The 25,167-nt window shown below is 75.4% G+C and carries 24 protein-coding genes; 11 read left to right on the top strand and 13 right to left on the bottom strand.

Annotated elements, in window-relative coordinates:
* Nucleotides 1-2 precede the first annotated feature (2 nt).
* A complete protein-coding gene (locus FB558_RS16480) occupies nucleotides 3-1,262 on the bottom strand; it encodes an MDR family MFS transporter (protein WP_246106555.1) in 1,260 nt (419 codons plus the stop codon).
* A 184-nt stretch (nucleotides 1,263-1,446) separates the two neighbouring features.
* On the opposite strand from FB558_RS16480, the gene FB558_RS16475 reads away from it, so the two are divergent.
* The 4 genes from FB558_RS16475 (at nucleotide 1,447) to FB558_RS16460 (ending at nucleotide 5,669) form a co-directional block, all read left to right on the top strand.
* Entirely contained in the window at nucleotides 1,447-2,982 is a 1,536-nt protein-coding gene (locus FB558_RS16475) for an ABC transporter substrate-binding protein (RefSeq protein ID WP_142054480.1), read from the top strand.
* A 126-nt stretch (nucleotides 2,983-3,108) separates the two neighbouring features.
* Complete coding sequence (locus FB558_RS16470) at nucleotides 3,109-4,047, top strand: ABC transporter permease (RefSeq protein ID WP_142054478.1); 939 nt, start codon at nucleotides 3,109-3,111, stop codon at nucleotides 4,045-4,047.
* The gene (locus tag FB558_RS16465) at nucleotides 4,044-4,829 is read left to right on the top strand and encodes an ABC transporter permease (protein ID WP_142054476.1); all 786 of its coding nucleotides are present in this window, start codon (nucleotides 4,044-4,046) and stop codon (nucleotides 4,827-4,829) included. Before FB558_RS16470 ends, FB558_RS16465 begins: the two co-directional genes overlap by 4 nt.
* Nucleotides 4,830-4,865: 36 nt before the next feature.
* Entirely contained in the window at nucleotides 4,866-5,669 is an 804-nt protein-coding gene (locus tag FB558_RS16460) for a TauD/TfdA family dioxygenase (protein ID WP_170231356.1), read from the top strand.
* Between the two features lie 61 nt (nucleotides 5,670-5,730).
* Here FB558_RS16460 and FB558_RS16455 read toward each other — a convergent pair whose 3' ends face one another.
* Together FB558_RS16455 and FB558_RS16450 are read right to left on the bottom strand one after the other, a co-directional pair.
* Nucleotides 5,731-6,699, bottom strand: coding sequence for a glycoside hydrolase family 113 protein (locus FB558_RS16455; protein WP_246106554.1), 969 nt, complete (start codon nucleotides 6,697-6,699; stop codon nucleotides 5,731-5,733).
* 84 nt (nucleotides 6,700-6,783) lie between these two features.
* Nucleotides 6,784-7,143, bottom strand: coding sequence for a cupin domain-containing protein (locus tag FB558_RS16450; protein WP_142054472.1), 360 nt, complete (start codon nucleotides 7,141-7,143; stop codon nucleotides 6,784-6,786).
* Nucleotides 7,144-7,203: 60 nt separating this feature from the next.
* On the opposite strand from FB558_RS16450, the gene FB558_RS16445 reads away from it, so the two are divergent.
* Nucleotides 7,204-7,680 (top strand): DnaJ family domain-containing protein, encoded by a 477-nt coding sequence (locus tag FB558_RS16445; RefSeq protein ID WP_142054470.1) that lies wholly within the window; start codon nucleotides 7,204-7,206, stop codon nucleotides 7,678-7,680.
* A 40-nt stretch (nucleotides 7,681-7,720) separates the two neighbouring features.
* On the opposite strand, the gene FB558_RS16440 is transcribed toward FB558_RS16445, so the two are convergent.
* The 4 genes from FB558_RS16440 to FB558_RS16425 are packed head-to-tail and all read right to left on the bottom strand — an operon-like array spanning nucleotide 7,721 to nucleotide 10,249.
* Nucleotides 7,721-8,662 (bottom strand): EamA family transporter, encoded by a 942-nt coding sequence (locus tag FB558_RS16440; RefSeq protein WP_142056494.1) that lies wholly within the window; start codon nucleotides 8,660-8,662, stop codon nucleotides 7,721-7,723.
* A gap of 8 nt (nucleotides 8,663-8,670) precedes the next feature.
* A complete protein-coding gene (locus FB558_RS16435) occupies nucleotides 8,671-9,108 on the bottom strand; it encodes a GlcG/HbpS family heme-binding protein (protein WP_142054468.1) in 438 nt (145 codons plus the stop codon).
* 14 nt (nucleotides 9,109-9,122) lie between these two features.
* Nucleotides 9,123-9,533, bottom strand: coding sequence for a nitroreductase family deazaflavin-dependent oxidoreductase (locus FB558_RS16430; protein WP_142054467.1), 411 nt, complete (start codon nucleotides 9,531-9,533; stop codon nucleotides 9,123-9,125).
* 8 nt (nucleotides 9,534-9,541) lie between these two features.
* Nucleotides 9,542-10,249 (bottom strand): M50 family metallopeptidase, encoded by a 708-nt coding sequence (locus FB558_RS16425; RefSeq protein WP_246106552.1) that lies wholly within the window; start codon nucleotides 10,247-10,249, stop codon nucleotides 9,542-9,544.
* A gap of 71 nt (nucleotides 10,250-10,320) precedes the next feature.
* Here FB558_RS16425 and FB558_RS16420 point away from each other — a divergent pair, with 71 nt between their 5' ends.
* A complete protein-coding gene (locus FB558_RS16420; RefSeq protein ID WP_142054465.1) occupies nucleotides 10,321-11,226 on the top strand; it encodes a helix-turn-helix domain-containing protein in 906 nt (301 codons plus the stop codon).
* A 314-nt stretch (nucleotides 11,227-11,540) separates the two neighbouring features.
* On the opposite strand, the gene FB558_RS16415 is transcribed toward FB558_RS16420, so the two are convergent.
* From FB558_RS16415 to FB558_RS16400, 4 genes are all read right to left on the bottom strand, one after another.
* Nucleotides 11,541-12,179: a LysE family translocator gene (locus FB558_RS16415; protein ID WP_425468030.1), complete on the bottom strand. Its 639-nt coding sequence runs from the start codon at nucleotides 12,177-12,179 to the stop codon at nucleotides 11,541-11,543.
* A 695-nt stretch (nucleotides 12,180-12,874) separates the two neighbouring features.
* Nucleotides 12,875-15,853: a bifunctional [glutamine synthetase] adenylyltransferase/[glutamine synthetase]-adenylyl-L-tyrosine phosphorylase gene (locus FB558_RS16410; RefSeq protein WP_142054464.1), complete on the bottom strand. Its 2,979-nt coding sequence runs from the start codon at nucleotides 15,851-15,853 to the stop codon at nucleotides 12,875-12,877.
* A gap of 39 nt (nucleotides 15,854-15,892) precedes the next feature.
* Complete coding sequence (locus FB558_RS16405) at nucleotides 15,893-17,335, bottom strand: FAD-dependent monooxygenase (protein WP_246106551.1); 1,443 nt, start codon at nucleotides 17,333-17,335, stop codon at nucleotides 15,893-15,895.
* Nucleotides 17,332-17,619 (bottom strand): antibiotic biosynthesis monooxygenase, encoded by a 288-nt coding sequence (locus tag FB558_RS16400; RefSeq protein WP_142054460.1) that lies wholly within the window; start codon nucleotides 17,617-17,619, stop codon nucleotides 17,332-17,334. Before FB558_RS16400 ends, FB558_RS16405 begins: the two co-directional genes overlap by 4 nt.
* 162 nt (nucleotides 17,620-17,781) lie before the next feature.
* On the opposite strand from FB558_RS16400, the gene FB558_RS16395 reads away from it, so the two are divergent.
* Complete coding sequence (locus FB558_RS16395; RefSeq protein ID WP_142054458.1) at nucleotides 17,782-19,086, top strand: alpha/beta hydrolase; 1,305 nt, start codon at nucleotides 17,782-17,784, stop codon at nucleotides 19,084-19,086.
* Entirely contained in the window at nucleotides 19,083-21,560 is a 2,478-nt protein-coding gene (locus tag FB558_RS16390; RefSeq protein WP_211366639.1) for a bifunctional lysylphosphatidylglycerol flippase/synthetase MprF, read from the top strand. The genes FB558_RS16395 and FB558_RS16390 overlap by 4 nt, the downstream gene beginning before the upstream one ends.
* Nucleotides 21,561-21,831: 271 nt before the next feature.
* Here the strand turns inward: FB558_RS16390 and FB558_RS16385 are convergent, their stop codons facing one another.
* Together FB558_RS16385 and FB558_RS16380 are read right to left on the bottom strand one after the other, a co-directional pair.
* Nucleotides 21,832-22,044, bottom strand: a complete 213-nt coding sequence (locus tag FB558_RS16385; RefSeq protein ID WP_142054456.1) for a DUF397 domain-containing protein — start codon at nucleotides 22,042-22,044, stop codon at nucleotides 21,832-21,834.
* 24 nt (nucleotides 22,045-22,068) lie between these two features.
* Nucleotides 22,069-22,908: a helix-turn-helix domain-containing protein gene (locus tag FB558_RS16380; protein ID WP_211366638.1), complete on the bottom strand. Its 840-nt coding sequence runs from the start codon at nucleotides 22,906-22,908 to the stop codon at nucleotides 22,069-22,071.
* 115 nt (nucleotides 22,909-23,023) lie between these two features.
* Here FB558_RS16380 and FB558_RS16375 point away from each other — a divergent pair, with 115 nt between their 5' ends.
* The 3 genes from FB558_RS16375 (at nucleotide 23,024) to FB558_RS43925 (ending at nucleotide 25,156) form a co-directional block, all read left to right on the top strand.
* Nucleotides 23,024-23,296, top strand: a complete 273-nt coding sequence (locus tag FB558_RS16375) for a hypothetical protein (protein ID WP_142054452.1) — start codon at nucleotides 23,024-23,026, stop codon at nucleotides 23,294-23,296.
* 163 nt (nucleotides 23,297-23,459) lie between these two features.
* Nucleotides 23,460-24,170 (top strand): GntR family transcriptional regulator, encoded by a 711-nt coding sequence (locus tag FB558_RS43930; protein WP_142054450.1) that lies wholly within the window; start codon nucleotides 23,460-23,462, stop codon nucleotides 24,168-24,170.
* Nucleotides 24,167-25,156: an ADP-ribosylglycohydrolase family protein gene (locus tag FB558_RS43925; protein ID WP_281288633.1), complete on the top strand. Its 990-nt coding sequence runs from the start codon at nucleotides 24,167-24,169 to the stop codon at nucleotides 25,154-25,156. Before FB558_RS43930 ends, FB558_RS43925 begins: the two co-directional genes overlap by 4 nt.
* The last annotated feature ends 11 nt before the right edge of the window (nucleotides 25,157-25,167 follow it).

Raw genomic sequence — 25,167 nt, 5'->3', positions numbered from 1 at the left:
GCTCAGGCGGAGGCCTGGAGGGCGCCTCGGCGCGTCAGGAGCGCGATCGCTCCCGCGCTCGCCAGCGGGACCATGGCCAGCACCAGCCAGGCCAGTGCCGGGGGTGCCACCGCAGGCTCCAGCAGCGTGCCCGCGGCCGTGCTGCCGACCAGCACGGCGACGCCACCCGCCGAGGACAGCACGCCGAAGTGCGCACCGAGCCTGCGCTCCCCGGCCAGCCGGGGCACGAGGTCCTGCGCCAGTGGCTGCGTGATCATCTGCCCCGCGGTGAGCAGCACCACGAAGCCGACGGCCGACCACAGCGCGAGCGGACCCGACGGCGTCGGCAGCAGCACCGCCACGGCGACCAGCACGAACGCGAGCGCCATCAGCCCGAATCCCAGGACGATGGCGCGGCCGCTCCCGAACCGGCGGGCCCAGCGGGTGGTCGGCAGCTGCCCGGTGATCACGATCAGCGAGGCGAGCGCGAACAGCCAGCCCAGCGCCGCCTGGCTGCCGGTCGCCCGCACCAGCTCGACGGGCAGCGCAAGGTAGAGCTGGTTGTAGCAGACGAGGTAGCCCGCGTACCCGGCGGCGAAGGCGAGGAACGGGCGGTTGCCCAGCACCTCCGCCCACCCCGCCAGCACCGGCTCGCCGGCGTGCTGCGCCGGTCGGTTCGGCAGCCAGTGCAGGTGGGCGAGCCCGATCAGGACGAAGGCCACCGCGGCGACCATGCAGGAGACCCGGAAGTCGACCAGCAGCAGGAGCGTGCCGACCAGCGGGCCGACGACGGCCCCGACCTGGCCGCTGACGGCGAACATCGCGAAGACGTCCGCCCGCACGAGTCCTTCCGCCGAGCGCTCCCCCGCCTCCCGCGCGAGCGAGGACTCCACCGCGGGCGAGAACAGCGCCGCGGCGAAGCCGGTGAGCAGCGCGCCGGCGACGACGCCGACGAGACCGTCCGCCGCGGCCAGCAGGACGAAGCCGAGCACGCGCAGGGCGCACCCGGCCAGGACCACCGGCTTGGCGCCGATCCGGTCGGCGAGGGTGCCGCCGACGACGAACAGGCCCTGCTGGCTGAACGTCCGCAGGCCCAGCACGAGCCCGACGACGCCGCCGGCCAGCCCGAGGTCCTCGGCGAGGTGGACCGCGAGGTAGGGCACGACCATGTAGAAGCCGAGGTTGAACGCGAGCTGCGTGAGCACCAGCAGCCGCATGACCGGGGGCAGCCGGCCGAGCCCGCCGAGCAGGCGCCAGCGCCGGAGTCCGGTCGAAGGGTCCACAGTCGCCAATAACTAGCATCTGCTGCTGCCCGGCGACAAACCGCCCCCGCGGCATCCATGCACGACTCTGCACACGTTTGACAGCCTGCTCACCCGAACAGATGATCTGGATCGAGTCGACCCCGGCACCGCAGCCGGTCCCGCCGCGTCCGACCGCCCGGACGCCCCGCCGAGAGGCCCCCCGTTGCCCCGTGCCCGTCCCCCGGCGCTGCCCCGCGCCGTCGTCGCGCTGCTCGCGGTCCTGCTGGTCGCCGCCTGCGGAGGGCCGCAGCCGACCGGGGAACCGGTTCCCGACGGTGACCTCGCGATCGCCATGCAGTTCGCCCCGCGCTCGGGCTACGCGCTCGACACCGACGACGCCTTCGTCCTCACCCAGCTCGGCGCCACCGAGACGCTCGTCGCCGCGGGCCCGGACGGGCAACCGGTGCCGCGCCTCGCCACGGCGTGGACCCAGGCCGACCCGCAGACCTGGCGCTTCGAGCTGCGCCCCGGCGTCACCTTCCACGACGGCACCCCGCTCACCGGCGAGGCCGTGGCGGCGGCGCTGAACTGGGTGGCGGGCGTGACCGCGCCGCCGCGGGCGGTCCGCGGCGTCGGGCTGGTCGCCGAAGCCGAGAGCGACGCCACCGTGCTGGTGCGCACCAGCGCCCCGGACCCGATCCTGCCCCTGCGCCTGACCAGCCCGAACACCGCGATCCTCGCGCCGTCGGCCTACCGGGGCGACGGGCCGCCCGCCGTGCTCGGCACCGGCACCGGCCCGATGCGCCTGACCGCCACCGACCCGGCCGCCGCGAGCCTCGAGCGGTTCGACGGGTACTGGGGCGGCCGGCCGCGCCTCGCGACCGTGCGCGCCGAGTACGTGCCCGACCCGGCCGCCCGCGCGCTGGCCTTCCGGGCCGGGGACGTCGACATCGCCCAGGGCCTGCCCGAGCCGGCCGTGCTCGAGCTCTCGGCCACCGACGGCGTCGAGGTGCAGACGGTCGCCGCGCCCCGCACGGTGACCCTGTTCCTGAACCAGTCCGCCGCGCCGTTCGCCGACGTGCGGGTCCGCCGCGCGGTGCAGCTGGCGGTCGACCGCACCGCGCTCGCCGAGCAGGCGCTCGCGGGAGCCGCGCTGCCGGCGTCGGAGCTGTTCGGGCCCGCCGTGCCGTGGGGCGCGGACACGCCCCCGCCGCCCCCGGACCCGGCCGCCGCCACCGCGTTGCTGGCCGAGGCCGGGTACGGGCCTGCCAACCCGCTGACCGTGCGGCTGTGGACCTACCCGAACCGCCCGGAGCTGCCGGTGCTGGCCACGGCGGTGCAGGCGATGCTCACCGAGGTGGGGATCGAGGCCGAGATCCAGGTGGGCGAGTACGCCACGCAGGAGCCGGAGGTCCTGGCCGGCCGCTACGACATGTTCCTGCTCTCCCGCAGCCACCTGACCGACGTCCCCGACGCCGCCGGCGTGCTGACCAGCGACTACACCTGCGACGGCTCCTTCAACCTCGACCGGTACTGCGCACCGGCGTTCGATGCGCTGGTGGCCGGCCTGTCGGGCGTCACCGACCCGGCCGCGCGCCAGGAGGTCTTCGCCCGCGCCGCGCAGCAGCTCGTCGCCGATGCCGTCGGTGTGCACCTCGTGCACAGCCAGGACAGCGCGGCCGCGCGCGGCGTCGTCGGCTTCACGGCCGACCCCACCGGGAAGGCGCTGGTCACGGCGGAGCTGGCGACGACCGGCTGAGCGGAGCTTGCGGAGCGAGAAGACAACGCTGAGCGGAGCTTTGCGGAGCTTTGCGGAGCTTTGCGGAGCTTTGCGGAGCTTTGCGGAGCTTGCGGAGCGAGCAGACGACACGAGCGGAGGGGACGCGTGCTCGGCACGTTGCTGCGCCGGCTGGCGCCGCTGCCCGTGGTGCTGCTGGTCGCGTCCGTCCTGGTGTTCCTGCTGCCGCGGCTGACGGGCGTGGACCCGGTGCGGGCGGTGCTGCGCGCCCGCACGGCCGAGTCGGTGCCCGACCCCGCCGTCGCGGCCCGGCTGACCCGCGAGCTGGGGCTCGACGCCCCGCTGCCCCAGCAGTACCTGACGTGGCTGGGGCAGGTGCTGCAGGGCGATCTCGGGCTCTCGTTCGCCACGCGCGCGCCCGTCGCCCCGCAGCTGTTCGCCGCGCTCGGGGTGTCGGCGCTGCTCGCGGCACTGGCGCTCGCGATCGCCGCCGTCGTCGGCGTCCCGGCGGGGGTGCACGCCGCGCGCCGGCCGGGCGGGGCGCTCGACCGGGTCGTCACCGGCGCCTCGGTGCTCGGTGTGGCGGTGCCGGAGTTCATCCTGGCGCCGGTCCTGGTCCTGGTCTTCGCGGTGGCGCTGCCGGTGCTGCCGGCCACCGGCTGGGGCGAGCCCGCCGACGTCGTGCTGCCCGCGCTCACGCTCGCGCTGTTCCCGACCGCCCTCGCCGCGCAGCTCACCCGGGCCGAGATGCTCGACGTCCTCGCGCGACCGCACGTCGTCCTCGCCCGCGCGAAGGGGGTGTCGGGGCGCCGCGTGCTCTGGGCGCACGGGGCGCGTCTCGCCCTGACCTCGGTGACGTCGCTCTCGGGGCTGTTCTTCGCCGGGCTGCTCGGCGGCGCGGTGGTGGTCGAGGTCGTGTTCGCGGTGCCCGGGCTGGGCCGGCTGCTCTACGACGCCGTCCTCGGGCAGGACCTGCCGGTGATCCAGGCCGGCCTGCTGCTGGTGGTCGCCGTGGCCGTGGTGGCGGGCGCCGTCGCCGACACCGTGGCGCTCGCCGCCGACCCCGTGGCACGGGACGCCGCGTGAGGCGCGTCCCGCCGCTGGTCGCGGTCGCTGCCGGCGTCGGCGCGCTGCTGCTCGTGGCCGCGCTGCTGCCGCTCGACGCACTCGGCAACGACCTCGCCCACCGGTTCGCCCCGCCCTCGCCCACCCATCCCCTCGGCACCGACCACCTCGGCCGCGACGTGCTCGCGCGCCTCGCCGCCGGCACCCGCATCTCGGTCGGGTTCACCGTCCTCGCGGTGGCCGTCTGCGCCGTGCTCGGCACGACCGCCGGGCTCGTTGCCGGCTACCGCGGTGGGGCAGCCGCACAGGTGCTCGGCCGGGTCGTCGACGTGCTGGTAGCCGTGCCGTCGCTCGTGGTCGGCCTGGTGCTCGCCACGGTGCTGCGCCCCGGCGTCACGACACTGCTGCTCGCGGTGCTGGTCACCGGGTGGACGCCGTTCGCGCGCCTCGCGATGGGCCTCGCCGTGCGGGAGGCGGGCGCGGAGTACGTGCAGGGCGCGTTCGCGATCGGCGCGACCGACGGGCGCATCCTCGCGCGCCACGTCCTGCCCAACGCGATCCGCCCGCTCACCGCGCACGCCTGCATGCGCTTCGCCCACACGCTGCTCGCGGTGGCCGGCCTGTCGTTCCTGGGTCTCGGACCGCAGCCCCCGACGCCCGAGTGGGGCGCGATGCTGAACGAGGCACGCCCGTACCTGTTCCTGCGCCCGGGGCTGGTGCTCGTCCCGGCCGCGGCGATCGTCGGCGTCGCGCTGGTGGTCGTCCTGCTCGGCCGCAGCCTGGAGCGGCGCTGGGCGGCGTAGGCTGCTGCCACACATCTGCGACAGCCAGGAGGTGGCGTGGCCGGGAGCGACGGACGGCGCAGCGGGACGGTGCGACCGGAGCTGAAGGAGCTGGTCGGTGATCTGGGCATCGTGCCGGCGCGGGCCGAGGCGGGGGCCGCACGCGCCGTGCTCGAGCGCGACGGGGCGGTGATCGTCCCGGGCAGCGGCGACGATCCCGAGGAGCTGGTCGTCACCGCGGCGCGGCTGCTCGGCGCCCGGTTGCGCGAGCTGTTCGGCATCCGCGCCCAGCACGGCGTCGACGCGCCGCGCCTGGGCATCCACAGCGACGGCGCGAACGTGGTCGTGGACGTCCACGGTCAGCAGGTCCGCCTGCGCCACCCGGACGAGGACTACCTGCTCATGCTGTGCACCCAGCCGGCCCGCGAGGGCGGCGACTCGGTGCTGCTCGACGGCTACGCGCTCGTCGAGGCGCTGCGCACCGCCCGTCCCGAGCTGCACGCGTTCCTCACCGGCTGCGACGTCGACTACTTCGGCTCGTGGGTGAACCCGGCCCGCGGCGTGCCGGCCACCCCGCTCGTGCGCCGGATGGTGGAGCACACGCGCGGCGGGCGCCGGGCCGTGCGGGCCAGCGACTACGCCGCGCCGGTGCCGCGGGAACCGCGATGGGACGAGCACCTCGCCTTCCTCGAGGAGTACGCGGACGTGCTCGCCACCGCGCAGGACTGCGCCGCCGCCTTCCGGATGGACGCAGGCGACCTGCTGGTCCTGGACAACTACCGCTTCCTGCACGGCCGAGACGCCTACCGCGGCGAGCGGAAGCTCCACGTGCTGACGGTCCGCACGGTGGACGCGTTCTGAGGCTCCCCTGACGACCGGCACTCTCGTCGGTACCTAGCCGACGAGAGTGCCGCTCGTCAGCTCAGCCGGGGGCGTAGCGGCTCGCAACCTCCGCGAACGCCTCCTTCCGGATCCCCCGTGGGGCCTCGGGTGTCACCTTCACCAGGCCGAAGCCGGCCATGTCCAGGTCCTGGCGCGGGTCGGCGTGGTGCGGGAAGTCGGGCATGACGTAGGTGAAGACGAAGCAGCCGTGCACCCCGGCCTCGGCGTAGAGGTCGAGGAGCTCCGCGAGGTAGGCGGCCTGCACGCCCTCGTCGCGGACGTGGCCCTCCCGCACCCGCGGCGGCGAGGCGAACCAGTTCACGATCAGGAACGAGCCCGGCCCGCGCCGGTCGGCCCCGGCGTGGGCGCCGCACCCGAACTCCGTGACGACCACCGGCTTGCCCGCCTCGCGTACCAACGCACGCACGCGGCGCTCGTACCCGTCGTGGTCGGTGCCGAGGCGGTAGAGGTTGACGCCCACGACGTCGAAGGCCGACCAGTCGACGCGCTCCCAGAACGCGGCGGCGTAGGTGACCGGCCCGGCGAACTCCCGGCGCGCGGTGGCGAGGGCGTCGGCCAGCAGCGCGTTCACCCGGCGGGTGATCCGCCGGTCGAACAGGCGCCGCAGGCGCAGGATCACCTGCAGGCGCAGGAAGACCCACCGGCCGGGGACGATGCCGCGCGAGGTCAACGAGAACTCGCTGCCCACCAGGAGCGTGACGCGCCCCGGGTGCTCGGCGCGCAGCTCCTCGGCGAGGGCGGCCACCGTCGCGAGGTGCGCCAGCACGTCCGCGCGGCGACCGTCCTCCAGCGATGGCCGGACGTGGACGTCGAGCCCGGCGCGCAGCGCCTGCCGGGCCGCCCCGGCCTGGCCCTGCGGATCCGTGCCGATCAGCATCACGGTGTTGCAGTGCAGGTCGTCCCGGATCACGGCCAGGTCGGCGCGGACGCGATCGGGCGCCATGCCGTCGGTGAAGTAGGAGACGCCCCTGACCGCGATGCCGTCCACGTCGCGAACCTAACGCCGACGCGGGCGGTCCCGGGCGGGATCGCATACGCCGGTCGTCGCACCCGGTACTTCCGGATGACGCCGTCAGTCGCGGTGGGCCGTGTCGAGCGCGAACGCGGGCAGGCACACCGCCACGTACTCGGCGCCCTCCGCGCCCGGGGAGCTGTAGCGCACCCACTCCCCCGCCGCCGTGTGCACGGCCTGGCCCGCGGCGACCGTCAGCTCGCCCTCCTCGTGCTCCACGCGCAGGGCGCCCCTCAGCACGAGCGTGAACTCGTCGAACTCCGGTCGCTGGCCCGGCTCCGACCAGCCCGACGGGCTGCGCATGTGGGCCACCGACAGCCGCGCGTCACCGGTGTTCACCCGGCCCACGTACTCGTCGATCGTCTTGGGCGGCTCGCCCGCGGCCGTCACGCGGCTGGGGGTCTCGATCAGTCTGGGCACGCGCCGGATCCTCCTCCACGCCGACGCCGGCGGTACCGTCGGTGGCCGGGGAGGCACGGGATGAACGAGGCGTACTGGGCCCGCTACGAGTCCGCGATCGACAAGCAGATCCGCATGGCCGAGGAACGCGGCGACTTCGCCGACCTCCCCGGCAAGGGCAAGCCGCTGCCCGGCCTCGACGGCCCCGACGACGAGAACTGGTGGATCAAGAGCTACATCGCGCGCGAGGGCGTGCCGTCCGAGGCGATGCTCCCCACCCCGCTGCAGCTGCGCAAGGAGGCCGAGCGGCTCCCCGACACCGTCCGCGAGCTGCCCACGGAGCAGGCCGTCCGCGGCGCGGTGGCCGAGCTGAACCGCCGGATCGCCGAGTGGCTGCGCGCGCCGTCCGGGCCGGCGGTGCCGGTGCGCCTCGTCGACGCCGACGCGATCGTCGAGGGCTGGCGACGGCACCGCCCGGCCCCGCCGCCCGCACCGGCGGCCGCGGAGGCCCGACCGCAGCCCCGTACCCCCTGGTGGCGCCGCCTCCGGCGGCCGTGAGTGGATACGGGTGCTGGAGCACTCGTATCCACTCACGACCTCAGGTCTCGACGGTCACCGCGGAGGGGCGGGCGGGACGGGTGGCGGCCGTGCTGGTCAGAGCCACGCCCGCCAGGATCAGCGCCCCGCCGAGCAGCTGCACGGCCGTGGGTACCTGGCTGAGCAGCAGCCACGACGCCACGGCGGAGGCCACCACCTCCAACAGCGCCACCAGCGAGCCGCGGGAGGCGCCGATGCGGGCGATCGCGGCCACGCCCGTGAGGTAGGCGATCACCGACGAGACCACGACGAGCAGCGTGGCCGCGACGGGCCAGCCGACGTCGACGCCCGCGAGCAGCACCCCCGTGGCCGCGGTGTCGATGACGATCGGGAGCAGCCCGACGAGCCCGAGCAGCGCCACCACCACCGTGCCGACCGTCATCCCGACGCCCGCGAGCACCAGCGGCGGGGTGGAGCTGCCGGCGCGGTCGGCCACGAGGAAGAACGCGGCCTGGCAGACCGCCGCGCCGAACCCCCACGCCAGGCCCTGCCACTGCAGCGCGACGCCACTCCAGACCTGCACCACGAGCGACAGGCCGAACAACGCGACGATCGCGCCCGCCAGCGTGCGCCTGCTCGGCGGCTGCCTGCGCACCACCCACACCCAGGCGATCACCAGGATCGGACCGGTGTACTCCAGCAGCAGCGCGACCGTGACCGGCAGGTACTGCAGCGCGTTGAAGAACGCCACCTGCACGCCCGCCGTCGCGAGCACGCCGTAGAGCACCAGCGCGGGCCCGTCCGCCCGGAGCGCGGCCAGCACGCCGGGCCGGACGACCGCCAGGACCACCAGGAGGATCGCGGCCGCGCCGCCCAGCCGGACGAGCACCGCGCCGCTCGCCGACCAGCCGGCGTCCGTGAGCGCCTTCGCGAACGGGCCCGAGAGCCCGAACGTCACCGCCGAGACGACCGCGAGGACGAGACCGACGGCGGACCGGTCCAGGGTGGTGCTCAGTCCTCGGCTCCCGTCTGCGCCACGAGCCCGGCCGCCTCGATGCCGGCGACGGCGGCGGCCTCGTCGTTCAGCGACGCGTCCCCGCTGATGCCGACCGCACCCAACAGCACGCCGTCGGCGTCGCGGACGAGCACGCCGCCGGGCACCGAGACGACCTTGCCGCCGGCCAGGCCGACGAGCGAGGTGTAGATGTCCGGGGAGTCCGCGGCACGGGCCGCGAGGGCGCGGTTGGTCATGCCCATGCCCAACAGGCCCCAGGCCTTCGCGGTGGCGAGGTCGGGCCGCAGGTAGCCGGAGCCGTCCTGGCGGCCGAGCGCGACGAGCGCCCCGCCCGGGTCGAGCACGGAGACGGTGAGCGGTTGGAACCCCTGCTGGGTGCCGTGCTCCAGCGCGGCGCGCACGATGGTCTGGGCCTGGTCGAGGGTGATGGGCATGGGTAGATCCTGCCTCAGGCCGCGCGGGTGAGCCGCAGCAGCGGGATGATGCGGTCGGTCTTGCGCTCGTAGTCGCGGAAGCCGGGCGACCGGGTGACCACGCTCTCCCAGAGCGCGTCGCGTTCGGCCCCGGTGACCTCCTCCGCGACCACCTGGTAGGTCTCGGTGCCAACCTCGACGTCGATCTTCGGGTTGGCCTTGATGTTGTGGTACCAGGCGGGGTGCTGCGGGGCGCCCGCGGCGGAGGCCACGATCACCGTGCGGCCGTCGTCCTCGGGGAAGTGCACGAGCGGGGTCACCCGCTCCGTCCCGGACTTCGCGCCGACGTGGTGGACCAGGATCATCGGGGCACCCTCGAAGGGACCGCCGACACGGCCCTCGTTGGCGCGGAACTCGTCGATGATCTGCTGGTTGAAGTCGCTCATCGTTCTCCTCATGTGAACAGCAACACCCAGGCCGCGACGATCGCGGCCGCTGCTGCGAGCAACCCGAACAGCAGTACCCACATTCCGCGGGGCACGCGCGTCAGCCCGGCGAGCATGTCCGCGTCCGACGCGCCGGCGTAGCGGCGGCTGCGCTGCAGCTCGCGCACCGCGCGCACGCCGCCGAACAGCAGGAACCAGCACAGCGCGGCCGCGAACCCCTCCTGCAGCCGGGGCTCGCCCCACCACGCGACCGCGCCGACGAGCGCGCCGGTGGCCAGCACGGCGAACCCGCCGTAGATGTTGCGCACGTGCACGAGCGTGGCCACGAGCAGGGCGATCGCGATCCAGAGCATCAACGCGGCCCGGTCCGCCGCCACGAGCGCGGCACCGCCGAGCCCCAGCAGCGACGGCGCCGGGTAGCCGCCGAGGAACGTGAAGACCAGACCGGGGCCGCGGCGGGCGCCCGTGGACACCGTCAGGCCCGAGGTGTCGGCGTGCAGCCGGATGCCGGTGAGGCCGCGCCCGGCGAGTACCGCGACGAGAGCGTGGCCCCCTTCGTGGGCGATGGTCACGACGGTGCGGGTCCAGCGCCACGACGCCGACCACAGCACCGCCAGCAGCGCGAGCACCGCGGCGAGGAGCACCGCGGGCCGCTCGTCGAGCAGCAGGGTGGCCGTGTCGACGACCTGCTGCAACGCCGACGCTCCGTCCCCCACACGAGCAAGTCTGGCACGCTCCCGAATTTCGGGTTTGACCTTCCAGCCGCTGGAGGGTCGAGGATCTCCTCATGGCCGAAACGACCCTGCTGACCATCGGGCAGCTCGCCCGCCGCTCGGGCGTGCCGGTGCGCACCATCCGGTTCTGGTCCGACGAGGGCATCCTGCCCGAGACGGACCGGTCGGTCAGCAACTACCGCCGGTACGACGGCCGCGCCGTCGCCCGGCTCGACCTCGTCCGCACGCTGCGCGAGCTCGGCATGGGGCTGGAGGACATCCGCCTCGTGCTCGAGCGCAGGCGCAGCGTCGAGGAGGTCGCGGCCTCGCACGTGCAGGCCATCGACAACCAGATCCGCGCCCTGCGGACCCAGCGCGCCGTGTGCACGCTGCTCGCCCGGGGCGCTCCCTCCGCACGGAAGGCAGCACTCATGAACGACCTCGCCCGGCTCTCCGCCAGCGAGCGCCAGCAGATGATCGACGAGTTCGTGGACGCCACGTTCGCCGGTACCGATCCCGACGCCCCCGGAGCGGGCATCGCCGCCAACATGCGCACGCTCCCGACCGAACTGCCCGACGACCCGACCACCGAGCAGGTGGAGGCCTGGGTGGAGCTCGCCGAGCTCGTCTCCGACCCGGCGTTCCGCGCCCGGGCAAGGGAGATGGCCGTCGCCGGTTCGGAGACCGGCAGCGACCAGCCGCAGTTCGACCCGTCACCGGTCGTCGAGCACGCGGGCACCGCCGTCGCCGACGGCACCGCGCCCGACTCGCCGGAGGGTCAGGCCGTCCTCGCCCGGATCATCGACCCCGGCATGGACGCCGCAGCCCGCGACCAGCTGGCCGCCACGATCGACACCTTCACCGACCGGCGGGTCCACCGCTACTGGGACCTGCTCGGCATCCTGAACGGCTGGGGCCGCGCCCCGTCGCAGGCGGAGCCCTTCGAGTGGTTCAGCGCAGCCCTGCGCGCCCACAACTGAGGCGCGAGTCCCTCCGCCCCGACAGCGCGAGTCTCCCGTCCTGACCGGGCGAGTCTCCCGTCCCGGCCGGGCGAGTCTCCCGTCCCGGCCGGGCGAGTCTCCCGTCCCGGCCGGGCGAGTCTCCCGTCCCGGCCGGGCGAGTCTCCCGTCCCGGCCGGGCGAGTCTCCCGTCCCGGCCGGGCGAGTCTCCCGTCCCGGCCGGGCGAGTCTCCCGTCCCGGCCGGGCGAGTCTCCCGTCCCGGCCGGGCGAGTCTCCCGTTCTGACGGGCTGGCCGGGCCTCCCGGCGGCCGGGGCGGAGATCGGCGGGCGGCGATCAGTCCTTGCGGCCGGACAACGCGAGGCCGGCGCCCATCACGATCAGCGACGTCCCACCGAGGCCACCCATCCACCGCAACCGGCCCGGGGAGGTGGCGAACCAGTTCCGCGCCGTGCCCGCGGCCAGCCCCCACGCGCTGTCCAGCGTGGCGGCGATGACGGCGAACAGCAGCCCGAGCACCAGCATCTGTGTGGTCGGGCTGCTGCCCGCCTCCGTCTCCACGAACTGCGGGAGCACCGCGGCGAAGAAGATCAGCACCTTCGGGTTGGTGAACCCGACGACGACGCCCTGCCAGAACATCCGCCGGTCTGCCGGCCCCGCGGGCTCGCCGAGCCGGGCGACCAGGTCGGCGCGCCTGCGGATCGTCTGCACACCGAGGTACACGAGGTAGGCGGCCCCGACGAGCTTGAGCACGGTGAACACCGCGGCCGACCGCGCCGCGATCGCCCCGAAGCCGAGCGCGACCACGACCACCACCATCGACGCGCCCGCCGTGTTGCCCGCGACGCTGGCCAGGGCCGCCCGCCTGCCGTGCGCCAGCGCGCGGCCGACGATGAACAGCACGCTCGGGCCGGGCACGATCACCAGGATGACGCCGGCGAGCGTGAACATCAGGAGTGTCTCGAGCGAGGGCACGCCCGCACCCTAGCCCCGAGGCCGACGTCCACCTCCCGGATTTCCGCTGCGCTGTGGACGCTTCCCGTCAGGTACGGCGCGAGCACCGGCCGACGAACCGCCCGCCGGGACGGCGAGACGCCTGTGCGGGGAGATTGCGCCGGACGAATGGGGGCCGATCGTGGAGACCGGAGGCGTCAGCCGCCGCGCTGGAGATCGCCGCGAGCAGTACCTCGTGGTGGCACCGACAGCCGCCAGGTGCGAATCAGATCGATCACTCGGCGCGAGAAGCACATCAACGCTGCCACCCCAGCCATCAGGTACCGCTCGGACCGATCATGGTGAGCCCGCCCGGTGGCGGCAGTCCCGCCGACGCGGAAGGGCGGCGGCCATCCCACGGATCGCCGCGCTTGGTGGTGGAAGCTCTGAGCGAGCGTCGCGCGTCGAACGGGAGACTGGCCCTGCCAGAACGGGAGACTCGCGCCGTCGGGACGGGAGACTCGCCCTGCCAGAACGGGAGACTCGCCCGGGCAGAACGGGAGACTCGCGCGGTCGGGACGGGAGACTCGCCCGGGCAGAACGGGAGACTCGCCCGGTCGGGACGGGAGACTCGCCCGGGCAGAACGGGAGACTCGCCCGGTCGGGACGGGAGACTCGCCCGGGCAGAACGGGAGACTCGCCCGGTCGGGACGGGAGACTCGCGCGGGCGGGGCGGGCTACCAGCCGTAGAAGACGCGTTCGACCACCGCGCGGGCTCGGCGGGTGGTGCGGCGGTAGTCGTCGAGGAAGACGCCGGGGTCGCCGCCGGGCGGGTAGCCCAGCGCGGAGGCGACGGCGGCGAGCTCGCGGCCGGAGCGGGGCAACTGGTCGCCGGGCTTGCCCTTGACCAGCATCACCGCGTTGCGGGCGCGGGTGGCCAGGCGCCAGCCCGCGGCCAGCTCGTCGGCGTCCTCGGCGCGCAGCAGGCCCGCGGCGGCGGCCTCCTGCAGCCCCTCCAGCGTGGACGTGGTGCGCAGCTCCGGCCGCTCGCCCGCGTGTTGCAGCTGCAGCAGCTGCACGGTCCACTCGACGTCGGCGAGCCCGCCGTGGCCGAGCTTGGTGTGCGTGCTGCGGTCGGCGCCGCGGGGCAGGCGCTCCTCGTCGACGCGGGCCTTGATCCGCCGGATCTCGGTGACGGTGGCGGTGTCGATCCCGGAGGCCGGGTACCGGATCGGGTCGATCATCTCCAGGAACCGCCGCCCGAGGTCCGCGTCGCCCGCCACGGTGCTCGCGCGCAGCACCGCCTGCGCCTCCCACGGCTCCGACCAGCGCGCGTAGTAGGCCCGGTAGGACTCCAGCGTGCGCACCAGCGGCCCGGAGCGGCCCTCCGGGCGCAGGTCGGCGTCCACGACGAGCGCCGGGTCGGGGCTGGGCGCGGCGAGCCGGCGCCGGACGGTCTCGGCCACCGTCGTCGCGTAGCGGACCGCCTCCTGGTCGTCCGCCCCGTGGACCGGCTCGCAGACGAACAGCACGTCGGCGTCGCTGCCGTAGCCCAGCTCCGCGCCGCCGAGGCGCCCCATCCCGATCAGGGCGAGCCGGGCGGGCGGTGGACCGTCGAACGTGCGCTCGACCGACTCCAGCGTCGCCTGCAGCACCGCCACCCACACCGAGCTGAGCGACGCGCAGACCTGCTCGACGTCGACCAGGCCGAGCAGGTCGGCGCACGCCACCCGCAGCAGCTCGTGCCTGCGCAGTGAACGGGCGGTGGCGGCGGCGCTGTCCGGGTCGGTCTGGCGGGCGACGGTGGTGCGCAGCGACGAGGCGAACTCCGCCGGGTCGCGCCGCAGCTCGTCGGCCTGCCCCGCGACGGGCGCGGCGAGCAGGCGCAGCACCTCGGGCGCGCGCACGAGCAGGTCGGGCACCAGCGCGGACGTGCCGAGCAGCCGCATCAGCCGCTGCGCCACCTGCCCCTCGTCGCGCAGCAGCCGCAGGTACCAGGGCGTCTCGGCCAGCGCCTCCGACACGCGCCGGTAGGCGAGCAGCCCGCGGTCCGGGTCGGGGCTGTGCGCGAGCTCGTCGAGCAGCACCGGCAGCAGCGTCTGCTGGATCGAGGCGGCCCGCGACACCCCCGCCGTCAGCGCCCGCAGGTGACCCAGCGCCCCCTCGGGCGACGCCCAGCCCAGCGCCCCGAGCCGCGCGGCGGCCGCCTTCTCCGACAGCCGCGCGGTGTCGGCGGGCAGCCGCGACACCGCGGTGAGCAGCGGCCGGTAGAACAGCTTCTCGTGCAGCCGGCGCACCCGGCGCACGTTGCGCGACCACTCCGCGTCCAGCACGCCGACGACGTCGCGCCGCCCGTCCGGGCGCAGCCGGGCCGCGCGGGCGAGCCAGCGCTGCGCGTCGAGGTCGTCGGCGGCGGGCATGAGGTGCGTGCGCCGCATCCGCTGCAGCTGCAGCCGGTGCTCCAGCAGGCGCAGGAACCGGTAGGACGCGGCGAGGTTCGCGCCGTCCTCCCGCGCGACGTACCCGCCGCCGGCCAGCGCGGCCAGCGCCTCCAGCGTGGACGGCGAGCGCAGCGCCTCGTCGGTGCGCCCGTGCACGAGCTGCAGCAGCTGCACCGCGAACTCGACGTCGCGCAGCCCGCCGACCCCCAGCTTGAGCTCGCGCTCGGCGTGGTCGGGCCGGATGTGCTCCTCCACGCGGCGGCGCATCGCCTGCACGTCGGCCACGAAGTCGTCCCGGCCCGCGGCGTTCCACACCAGCGGCGCCACGGCATCGGCGTAGGCCGCGCCGAGCTCCGCGTCCCCGGCGACGGGCCGGGCCTTGAGCAGCGCCTGGAACTCCCAGGTCTTCGCCCACCGCCGGTAGTAGGACACGTGCCCGTCCAGGGTGCGGACCAGCTCGCCGTGGCGCCCCTCGGGGCGCAGGTTGGCGTCCACCTGGAAGCAGGCGTCGCCCGCGACGCGCAGCACGCGGGCCGCCATCCGGGTCGTCTGCTGGTCGGCGGGCTCGGCCACGAACACGACGTCGACGTCGCTGACGTAGTTCAGCTCGCGCCCGCCGCACTTGCCCATGGCGATGACGGCCAGCCGTCCCCCGCCCCCGATCTCGGCGGCCGCGACGGCGACGGCCGCCTGCAGGGCCGCGTCGGCCAGCGCGGCGAGCTGGGCGGCGACGTCGGCGACGTCGAGCACGGGCAGGTCCGGCTCGCTGACGGCGCCGAGGTCGGCGGCGGCGAGCACGAGCACCTCGTCCCGGTAGGCCGTGCGCAGCGCGTCGACCGCCTCGGCGCCGGTGAGCGCGGCGGGCGCCATGCCGTCGGCGTCCGGGTCGGCCCCGACCGCGCGCAGCAGGGCGGCGCACGCCCCGTCGCCGGGCGGCGGCGCATCGGCGGTGAGGCGGTGCCAGCGGTCCGGGTGGGTCACCAGGTGGTCCGCGAGCGCCGTGGAACCGCCGAGGAGCGCCAGCAGCCGCCCGCGCAGGACGGCGTCGGTGCGCAGTGCGGCGTCCAGGTCAGCGCGGTCGGGCACCGCCTGCAGGAGGCGTTCCGCGGAGCGCAGGGCGAGGTCCGGGTCGGGGCTGCGGGCCAGCGCCCACATGATCGGCGCGGCGTCCTCGGCCGGCCGGTCCCCCGCCCACCAGCCCAGCGAGGTGACCGTGCCCTCGGCCCACGACTCGGTGAGCCCCAGGCGTGCGAGTGATGTCCCGGTCCGCGTCACGGAGGACGATCCTGCCGCATCGGGGCCTCGCGCAGGTGCTCAGACCGCGACGCCGGGCCGGTTCGCCTCCGGGGTCGCTCCCCAGCGGGCCAGCGCGGCCCGCAGCGCGCCGGCGTCGCTGCCGGCCCAGGCGACGTAGCCGTCCGGACGCACTAGCACGGCGGTCGTCGTGCCGGGGACGACGTGGACGACGACGCCGGGGGGAACGTCGGCGGCCCCGGGCGGGACGACCAGGACGAACCGGCCACGGCGCAGGACCTCGTAGAGGCGTGTCCCCCCGGCCGACGAGACGTCGGGCGCCCGGGTGCCGACCAGCCGGTGCGCGCCGCGCGGCCGGCCGTAGGCGATGCCCAGTCCGCTCTGCCGCATCCTGGCCAGCCGCCCGATCACCGGGACGGCCAGCGCCGCGGGGAACACCCGGTTGCGGATCGCACGGGCGACCGGCGAGCGGAGCAGGGCGGCCCGCAGCAGCCCGCCGGACAGGCGCAGCACCATCCGCCCGACCGGGTGGCGCTCGTCCTGGTACGAGTCGAGCAGCCGGTCGCCGCCGCGGCCCTGCACGGCCGCCGCCAGCTTCCAGCCCAGGTTCGCCGCGTCCTGCAGCCCCGTGTTCATCCCCATGCCGCCGGCCGGGGAGTGCACGTGCGCCGCGTCGCCCGCCAGGAAGACTCGGCCCACCCGGTAGCGCTCGGCCTGCCGCTCGTCGCTGTGGAACCGCGACATCCAGCGGGGGTCGTGCATCCCGAAGTCGGTGCCGAACACCCGGCGGGCGACCCCGGCGATCTCCTCGAGCGCGACGGGGGCGTCGTCGGGCAGCTCGGCGCGGCGGTCCCGCGCGATGATCCGGTACCAGCCGTCGCCGAACGGGACGACGAAGCAGAACCCGTCGGCGTTCCCGTCCACCGTGAGCTGGTCGGCGGGCGGATCGGTCATCCGGACGTCGGCGAGCACCAGCGACCGCACCACCGCCCGGCCGGCGAACTCCAGACCCAGCTGCGCGCGGACGGTGCTGTGGTGCCCGTCGGTGCCGACGACGTAGGCCGCCCGCACCGACCGGTCGGCGCCCTCGGCGTCGCGGTAGCTCACCTCGACGTGCCCGGGCGCCTGTCGCAGGTGCTGCACCTGCGCCCCGCGCACCAGCGTCGCGCCGGCGGCGAGCGCCCGCTCGGCGAGCACGTGCTCGACCTCGTACTGCGGGGTGACCAGCATGAACGGGTAGCGGCTCGGGAGCGGCGACAGGTCCACCGCGACGCTGCCGAAGAGCCGGAACCGGTCCACCCTGGTACCGGTCGCGAGGAGCCGGTCGGCCACGCCGCGCGCGTCGAGCTGCTCCAGCGTGCGTGCGTGCACCACGAACGCCCGCGTCAGGTTCGACTCGTCGAGGCGCCGCTCCAGCAGCATCACGTCGACGCCTGCCGCGGCGAGGTCACCGGCCAGGAGGAGGCCGGTGGGCCCCGCGCCGACCACGACCACGTCGGTCACCGCCCGCTCCCCTCGGGCACGGCGGCGAGGACGGTGCGCGTGCCCGGGTCGGTGACCCCGGCGTCCCGCCATGCGGCGTGCAGCTCGGCGCTGCCCATGTGTTCCCGGGCCAGCGCCAGGTCGTCGAACTCGAAGAGCACCACGACCTCGTGCGGGTCCTCCAGGTTGCGGAACACGGCGGTGCTGCGGCAGCTCGCCGCCGCGCGGGTCGGCGCGAGCCGGTCGAAGACCGCCTTCCAGCGGTCGAACTCCTCGAAGCGTTGCTGGACGAGCAGGTGCGCCATGATCTCCCCCTTGAGTTGCCAACGTCTGTTGTCCAACAACTGTAGGCGAACCATGCTCGCTTGACAACAGACGTTGGCGCGGGAGCCGTCCGAGGCGGGACCCACTTCTCCGATTCCTGTGCAGAAGTGCGTGAGCGGGACGCGCGGTGGCAGGCTCGGCTCGTGTCCGCGCTGCTCGACGCGCACCTGCTGAGCGGCCTCCTGCCGGGGGTCGTGACGGCGGCAGGCCTGGTGGGCGCAGCGTTCCTCCTCGTGCAGCGCCGGCGCCGCTGGTGGACGCGCAGCGTGCCGGTCGCGCTCGTCGGCGCCGCGGCCCTGACGGCGCTCGTGGCGCTGCTGGTCGACCGGGTCTGGCAGCCGTTCCCGGACCCGGTGCCGCTGCCGGTGCTGCTGCTGGGCGGCGCCGCGCTCGCCGCGGTCGGGCTGGCCGTGCTCGGGATGCGGGCGCGGCGGTGGCCGGGCCGCGCCGGTGCGGTGCTGGCGGTGGTGCTGGTGTTCCTCGGCTGCGCGGAGGCGATGAACCTCGTCTACCGGGAGTACCCGACGGTGCGCACGGCGCTCGGGCTGCCCGCCGTCGACGAGATCCCGTTCACCCGGGTCCCGCTGCGCGAGCAGGTCATCGGCGCCCGGGCGGGGCTGCCGCTCTCGGCCGTCTGGCGTCCACCGGCGGGGATGCCGGACGCGGGCGTCGTCACCGAGGTCGCCATTCCGGCACCGGAGTCGGGCTTCGCGGCGCGGCCTGCGTGGCTGTACCTGCCGCCTGCCTACCTGTCGCGGCCCCGGGCCCAGCTGCCCGTCCTGGTACTCCTGTCCGGCCAGCCCGGATCCCCCCGCGACTGGCTCGACGGCGGGGAGCTCGCCCGGCGGATGGACGCCTTCGCCGCCGCGCACGACGGGCTCGCGCCCGTCGTGGTCATGGCCGACCACCTCGGCGCTCCGCTGGCCAACCCGCTCTGCACGGACTCCCGCCTCGGGAACGTCGCCACCTACCTGTCGGTGGACGTCCCCGCGTGGATCCGCGACACCCTCCAGGTCGACGCCGATCCGGCGGGGTGGGCCGTCGGCGGCTTCTCCAACGGCGGGACCTGCGCCCTGCAGATGGCCGTGACCGCGCCGCAGGTGTACCCCACCTTCGTGGACATCTCCGGCGAGGACGAGCCCACGCTCGGCGACCACGCCGCCACCGTGCAGGCCGCGTTCGGCGGGGACGAGGCCGCGTTCGCGGCCGTCAACCCGCTCGACGTGCTCGCGCAGCGGCAGTTCCCGGCGACGGCCGGCTACCTCGTCGCCGGCCGGGACGACGCGGTGTACCTGCCGCAGGCGCAGCGGGTGTTCGCGGCGTGCCAGGCGGCGGGCATGGACGTCGGGCTGCACGTCCTTCCCGGCGGGCACACGTTCGAGGTGTGGGGGCCCGGCCTGGAGCAGGCCCTGCCGTGGCTCGCCACCCGCCTCGGGATGACGCCGTGATCCGGCGGCTCGCCGGGCTCGCCCGGGGCACCGCGCGGATGGTCCGGCGGGCGCCGCTCGCCGTGGCCCTGGTCCTGCTGGTCTGGGCGTACGGCCTCGCGACGCGCAGCCTCCCGGCCGGGCCGGGCCCGCGGCTGCTCGAGCGCGTGGGCACCGGCGTCGGGCCGCTCGCCGAGGGGCGCTGGTGGACGCCGCTCTCGGCGATGCTCTGGTGGGGCAGCGTCGGCGCGGCGGTCGCGACGAGCGCGCTCCTGCTGCTCGGCGGCGCACTGGCCGAGCACCGCATCGGCGCCGCCCGCACCGCGGCACTGCTGGTCGGGACGCAGGTGCTCGGCACGCTCGCGGCGCTCGCCCTGGTCGCGGCCGGGGCCGCACTGGGCGGGGGCTGGCCCGCAGACCTGGCCACGCAGGTGGTCGTGGGCGCCGCGCCCGGCGCCGTCGGGCTGGTCCTCGCCGCAGGCGGCGCGCTGTCGGCGCTGTGGCGGCGCAGACTGCGGCTGCTGGTGCTCACCGCGCTGGTGATGCTGGTGGCCTACTCCGGCGAGCTGCCCGACGTCATGATGCTGTGCGCCGGGCTGGTCGGGCTCGCCGCGGGACGGCTGCTGCCGGGACGCACCGACCGGCGGCCGGGCCCGTCGAGCCGCACCGAGGTGCGGGTGCTCGTCGCGCTCCTGGTGACCGCCTCCGCGGTCGGGCCGCTCGTCGCCGCGATCGCCCGCGCGCCGGTCGGGCCGCTGTCGGTGCTGCAGTTCGTGGTGCTCTCCCCGCCGCCGGACGCCGCGACCGTCCAGCAGATCTGCACCACCGCACCCGCCGGGCAGTGCCGGGCGCTGCAGGCGCAGCTGCGCCTGTCCGGCATCGGCCCGGCGCTGGCCTCGGCGGTGCCGGTGCTGCTGCTGCTCGTCGTCGCCGACGGGCTGCGCCGCGGCCGGCGCGCCGCGCTGGTCGTCGGCATCGTGCTGAACCTCGTGCTCGCCGCGCTCGGCGTGCTGCTCGCCGTGCTGGTCGTGTCCACCCCGGTCGAGCAGCTGATCGTCTACCAGTCCGCGCCCGGCGCCCGGCGCGTACTGGCCCTGGCGCTGCCCCCGTTGCTGCCGCTCGCGGTCGCCGTGGTGCTGTGGTGCACCCGCCACCGGTTCGCGGTGCGCGCACCCGCGGGCACGTACCTCCGACTGCTCGGCATCGCGGTCGCCGTGCTGGTGGCCGTGAGCGCGACGTACGTGCTGCTCGGCGCGGCCGTCGCCGACCAGTTCGACCGCCCGCCCAACGTCGGGCAGCTGCTCGCCGACCTGCCGCTGCGCTTCCTGCCGCCCGGGTACCTCGGCGAGGTCGAGCCGGACTTCCTCCCCCAGGGTGTGCTCGCCACCCTGCTGTTCGAGTGGACGGGCGTCGTGTTCTGGCTGGTCGTGGCGGTCGGCCTGCTGGTCACCTTCCGCCGCCCGCGCGCCGACCCCGGAGCGCGCGACGCCGAGCGGGCGCGTGAGCTGGCGCGCCGCGGCGGCTCGGACCTCTCCTGGCTGACGACCTGGGCCGGCAACGCCTACTGGTTCGACACCCGCGGCGAGGCCGCCGTCGCCCACCGCGTCATCGGCTCGGTCGCCGTCACCACCGCCGACCCGATCGGTGCGCCCACCGACGACACGGTGGCCGAGTTCGCACGATTCTGCCGGGAGCACGGCTGGACGCCGGCGTTCTACAGCGTCACCGACGGCACCCGCGCGGCGTGCGAGGCGCTGGGCTGGAGCTCCGTGCAGGTGGCCGAGGAGACGGTGGTGCCGCTGGCGGGGCTCGCCTTCACCGGGAAGAAGTGGCAGGACGTGCGCACCGCGCTGAACCGGGCCGCGAAGGCCGGGATCACCGCCGAGTGGACCCCCTACGCCGATGCCCCGCCCGCGCTCACCGACCAGGTGCGTGCGATCAGCGAGGAGTGGGTGGCCGACAAGGGCCTGCCCGAGATGGGCTTCACCCTCGGCGGCCTCGACGAGCTCGCCGACCCCGAGGTGCGCTGCCTGCTCGCCGTGGACGGCGACCGCACCGTGCACGGCGTCACGAGCTGGCTGCCGGTGCACCGCGACGGCGCGGTCATCGGCTGGACGCTGGACTTCATGCGCCGCCGCGACACCGGCTTCCGCGGGGTCGTGGAGTTCCTCATCGCCTCGGCGGCGCAGCGCTTCCAGGCCGAGGGCGCGCAGTTCCTCAGCCTGTCGGGCGCCCCGCTCGCCCGCCTGGACCGCGGCGAGCGGCCCGCCGCGGTGCAGGGCCTGCTCGACGTGCTCGGCCGCACCCTCGAACCGGTGTACGGGTTCCGGTCGCTGCTGGCGTTCAAGGCCAAGTTCCAGCCCGAGTACCGGCCGTTGCACCTGTGCTACCCCGACCCGGCGACTCTGCCCGCGATCGGCCTGGCGGTCGCCCGCGCCTACCTGCCCGACCTGACCGCGCGGCAGTCCGCACGGCTGCTCGCCCGGCTGCGGTGAAGGCGCGGCACGGCGGCTGGGCTCCGGAAACGGGATCCGCATGACGAGCGGCACTTTCGTCGGCTAGGTACCGACGAGAGTGCCGTTCGTCCGGGTGGGAGCCTGGCTCCTGGGCCCTGGATCTGCCGGCACACACACCTCCACGACCCGGCACACACCACCGGACATGTGTGCCGAGCCCTGCAGGTGTGTGCGAGCCTCCCGAGGCCTGGGCCGCCACCTGGGCGGCCGGGTCGTCTCCGCGGCCTGGCGGGCCCGATCACCGGCAGCGTCAGGCGCCGAACTCCCCCGCCCGCACGCCCGTCAGGAACGCCTGCCACGCCTCGCCGGAGTGCCGGTGCGGCGCCCGGGCCCGGTCCTTCGTGTCCCGCACGGCGACGTCCCCGCCGGGGAGGGCGGCGACCTCGACGCAGCCGTTCCCGCCGTTCCCGCCGCTGAAGCTGCTCTTCCGCCAGACGGCGCCGGTCGGGATCGGGGCAGGCATCGGGCACCTCTTCGCGTCACGGTCTCAGAGCTGGGCGGCCACCCGCTCGACGAGGGCGACAGACTCCGGCGAGCTCAGCGCCACCGAGCGCAAGTGGCCGAACACGAGCCTAGCTCGCTCGACGTGCTCCGACTTCTCGATGTGCACCGAGCCCACGGGGTGCTCGACGTAGCCGACGTCCGGCTCGCCCAACCCGTCGAAGCTGAGGACGGTGAATGCACCGTTGATCCCGGGGTGAGCGCCCACCTCGGTCGGGAGCACCTGGAGCGTCACGGTCTCGAGCGCAGCCGCCGCCGCGAGGTGGTCGAGCTGAGCACGCATCACCGCTGCGCCTCCGACCGGCCGGTGCAACGCCGTCTCCTCGACCACCGTGAGGAGCTCCAGGGGCTCCACGGGCGAGGTGAGCCGCTCTTGCCGGATCATCCGGACGGTGACGTCGCGATCAAGGCCCGTTCCCGACGGCCGCTGCAGCGAGCTCGCGAGCAGCGCTCGGGCGTAGGCCGGAGTCTGCAGCAGCCCGGGCACGTGACTGACCGTGTAGTCACGAACAGCGCTGGCCTCGGCCTCGAGCGGCACGTAGCCCTGGTCGTCCAGCCCGTACGCCCGCCACCACCCCTTGGCGTTGGCCTCCCGGGTCAGCTCGACGATCTCCCCCCACCGCTCCCCACCGACGCCGAAGACGTCCATCATCGAGCGCACGGCGTGGACGTCCACGCCCTGGTGCGCGTTCTCGATCCGGCTGAGCTTGCTCGGCGAGAAGTCGAGCAGGGGCGCGGCGGTCTCGATCGTCATGCCCGCCTTCTGCCGCAGCTCGCGCAGGATGCGGGCGAGCTGCCGCCGCCGGACCAGGGAACCGCTGCGCACGCCCCACCCCCTGCTGTCCGCGACCGTCCGGTGACGGATCGTGGGCAGATGGTGGCAGGTGGGAGGTGACAGGTGAAAGATCCAGCCGTCACCGGCCGGCCGGACCCTCCCCGGCATGCAGACCGAGGGACGGGCACGGGACCGGATCACCGAAGCCGGTGTGATCATCGCGAGTTGGACGCGGCTGTGGTCGCAGCTGCTCGTGCTCCACGTCGCCGGCCCGGACGGGCGGTGTCGCGGGTGCCCGAGCAGCGCGCACGCCTCGCCGCGCTCGCCGTGCCGGCTCGCCGAGCTCGCCCGCGCGGCCCAGGCCGCCCACCGCGACCGGCGGGCGACCGGCATGACCTCGTCATGGCATGCGGGAGGACACGGGGCGGAGCCGCAGTGAGGACGCCGAGGACCGCACCTTGGAGCCATGATGCCGTCCAGGGGTCCATGTGGAGCGCACCTTGGCTCCAAGGTGCCGTCCAGGGGTCCATGTGACACGCACCTTGGCTCCAAGGTGGTGGAGTGCGCGGCCTGGACACGGCCCCGCTCGGGGATGTACATGTATGTACATGACCGAACAGGTGGCCCACTCCAAGCGGGCTCGGCTGGTCGAGGATCTCGCCGCGCACATCCGCGCGGGGCGCCTCACGCGCGGAGACCGGCTGCCCGGGGAGAACCAGCTGGCCGCCCGGTACAGCGTGTCGCGCGGCACGGTCCGCAGCGCCCTCGCCGAGCTGCAGCGCCGCGCCCTGATCACCACCGAGGGCGGCGTCGGCTCGTTCGTGACGTTCGACGGGGTGCCGCTGGACCAGGGCGTCGGCTGGGCGCGGGCCCTCTCCGACTCCGGCGCCGAGGTCACCACCGAACTGCTGGGCATCGCCGCCGGCGGCGAACCGGGCGTCGAGGAGCGGGAGGGGCCGCTCGTGACCGTCCGGCGGCTGCGCCGCTTCGAGGGCCGCCCGATCTCCGTCGAGGCCTCGTCACTGCCGGCGGTGGGGCTCCTCGCGGACCTGCCCGCTCGCGGCCTCGTCGACGGCTCCATCACCGCGACGCTGCGCGCGGCGGGCCTGCACGGCGTCGGCGGCGAGCAGTGGATCTCGATGGAACCGCTCGACGACGCCGCAGCGGCGCTGCTCGAACGGCCGCCGGGAACGCCGTTCCTGCGAGCCGTGCGCGTCACCCGGAGCGCGGGGGGCGGCCTCGTCGAGCACGTCGTGAGCCTGCTCGACCCCGAGCACTTCCGCTTCCACCTGACCTTCGGCGAGCAGCGGTGATCCGGGACCGTGCGCTCGGCGCCCTGTACGGCCTCGCGCTGGGCGATGCGCTGGGCATGCCGACGCAGTCGATGTCCCGTCCCGGGATCGCCGCGCGCTACGGCACGGTGGACCGGCTCCTCGACGGCGCGCCCGACCAGCCGATCGCCCCCGGCCTGCCCGCGGGCACCGTCACCGACGACACGGAGCAGGCGCTGCTGCTGGCCCGGCTGCTGATCGAGGGCGGGGGCACCGTCGACCCCGTCGTGTTCGCCACCGCGCTGGAGGACTGGGAGCAGGACATGATCCGGCGCGGGTCGCTGGACCTGCTGGGCCCCTCGACCCGGCGCGCGCTGACCCGCCTCAAGGAGGGCGAGTCGCCGGACGAGACGGGGCGCGACGGCACCACGAACGGCGCCGCCATGCGCGTCGCCCCCGTGGGCATCGCCGTCGCCGGGCCGCGCCTGCTCGACGCCGTCGTGGCGGCGAGCCGGGTCACCCACAACACCGGCCTCGGCATCGCGGGCGCGGCGGCCGTGGCGGCGGCGGTGTCCGCAGGCATCGCCGGTGCGGGGCTCCCTGCCGCACTGGACGCCGCCGAGCGGGCCGCCGCGGCCGGGGCGGCCCGCGGGCACTGGGTGGCGGGCGGCGACATCGCCGCCCGCCTGCGGTGGGTGCGGGGCTGGGTGCGCGGCATGTCCCGGGCCCAGCTCGCCGACGCCGTGGCCGAGGTCGTCGGCACCTCGGTGGCGGCGAACGAGTCGGTCGTCGCCGCGTTCGCGCTGGCCGAAGGGCTGGGCGCGGACCCGCGCGCCGCGCTGACCACCGCCGCCTCCCTGGGCGGCGACACCGACACGGTCGCCGCGATCTGCGGCGCCGTGCTGGGCGCGCACCACGGCGTCGCCGGACTGCCCGCGGACCTGCTCTCCCAGGTCCGCGCGGTCAACCGGCTCGACCTCGACGCAGTCGTCGACGGGCTGCTCGCCCTCCGCTCCCCCCTCAGCTGAAGGAGGCCGCG

This window comes from Pseudonocardia kunmingensis (assembly GCF_006716445.1).
Taxonomy (GTDB): domain Bacteria; phylum Actinomycetota; class Actinomycetes; order Mycobacteriales; family Pseudonocardiaceae; genus Pseudonocardia; species Pseudonocardia kunmingensis.
The sequence above is the reverse complement of the archived record's forward strand: the minus strand, read 5'-3'. Positions and strand labels throughout refer to the sequence as shown.

Excerpts from the sequence above, each read along its gene's own strand:
- FB558_RS16445 (WP_142054470.1), top strand. The coding sequence starts at position 7,204 with ATGAACGAGGCGTACTGGGCCCGCTACGAGTCCGCGATCGACAAGCAG.
- FB558_RS16435 (WP_142054468.1), bottom strand. The coding sequence starts at position 9,108 with ATGCCCATCACCCTCGACCAGGCCCAGACCATCGTGCGCGCCGCGCTG.
- FB558_RS16430 (WP_142054467.1), bottom strand. The coding sequence starts at position 9,533 with ATGAGCGACTTCAACCAGCAGATCATCGACGAGTTCCGCGCCAACGAG.
- FB558_RS16420 (WP_142054465.1), top strand. The coding sequence starts at position 10,321 with ATGGCCGAAACGACCCTGCTGACCATCGGGCAGCTCGCCCGCCGCTCG.
- FB558_RS16400 (WP_142054460.1), bottom strand. The coding sequence starts at position 17,619 with ATGGCGCACCTGCTCGTCCAGCAACGCTTCGAGGAGTTCGACCGCTGG.
- FB558_RS16385 (WP_142054456.1), bottom strand. The coding sequence starts at position 22,044 with ATGCCTGCCCCGATCCCGACCGGCGCCGTCTGGCGGAAGAGCAGCTTC.
- FB558_RS16375 (WP_142054452.1), top strand. The coding sequence starts at position 23,024 with ATGCAGACCGAGGGACGGGCACGGGACCGGATCACCGAAGCCGGTGTG.
- FB558_RS43930 (WP_142054450.1), top strand. The coding sequence starts at position 23,460 with ATGTACATGACCGAACAGGTGGCCCACTCCAAGCGGGCTCGGCTGGTC.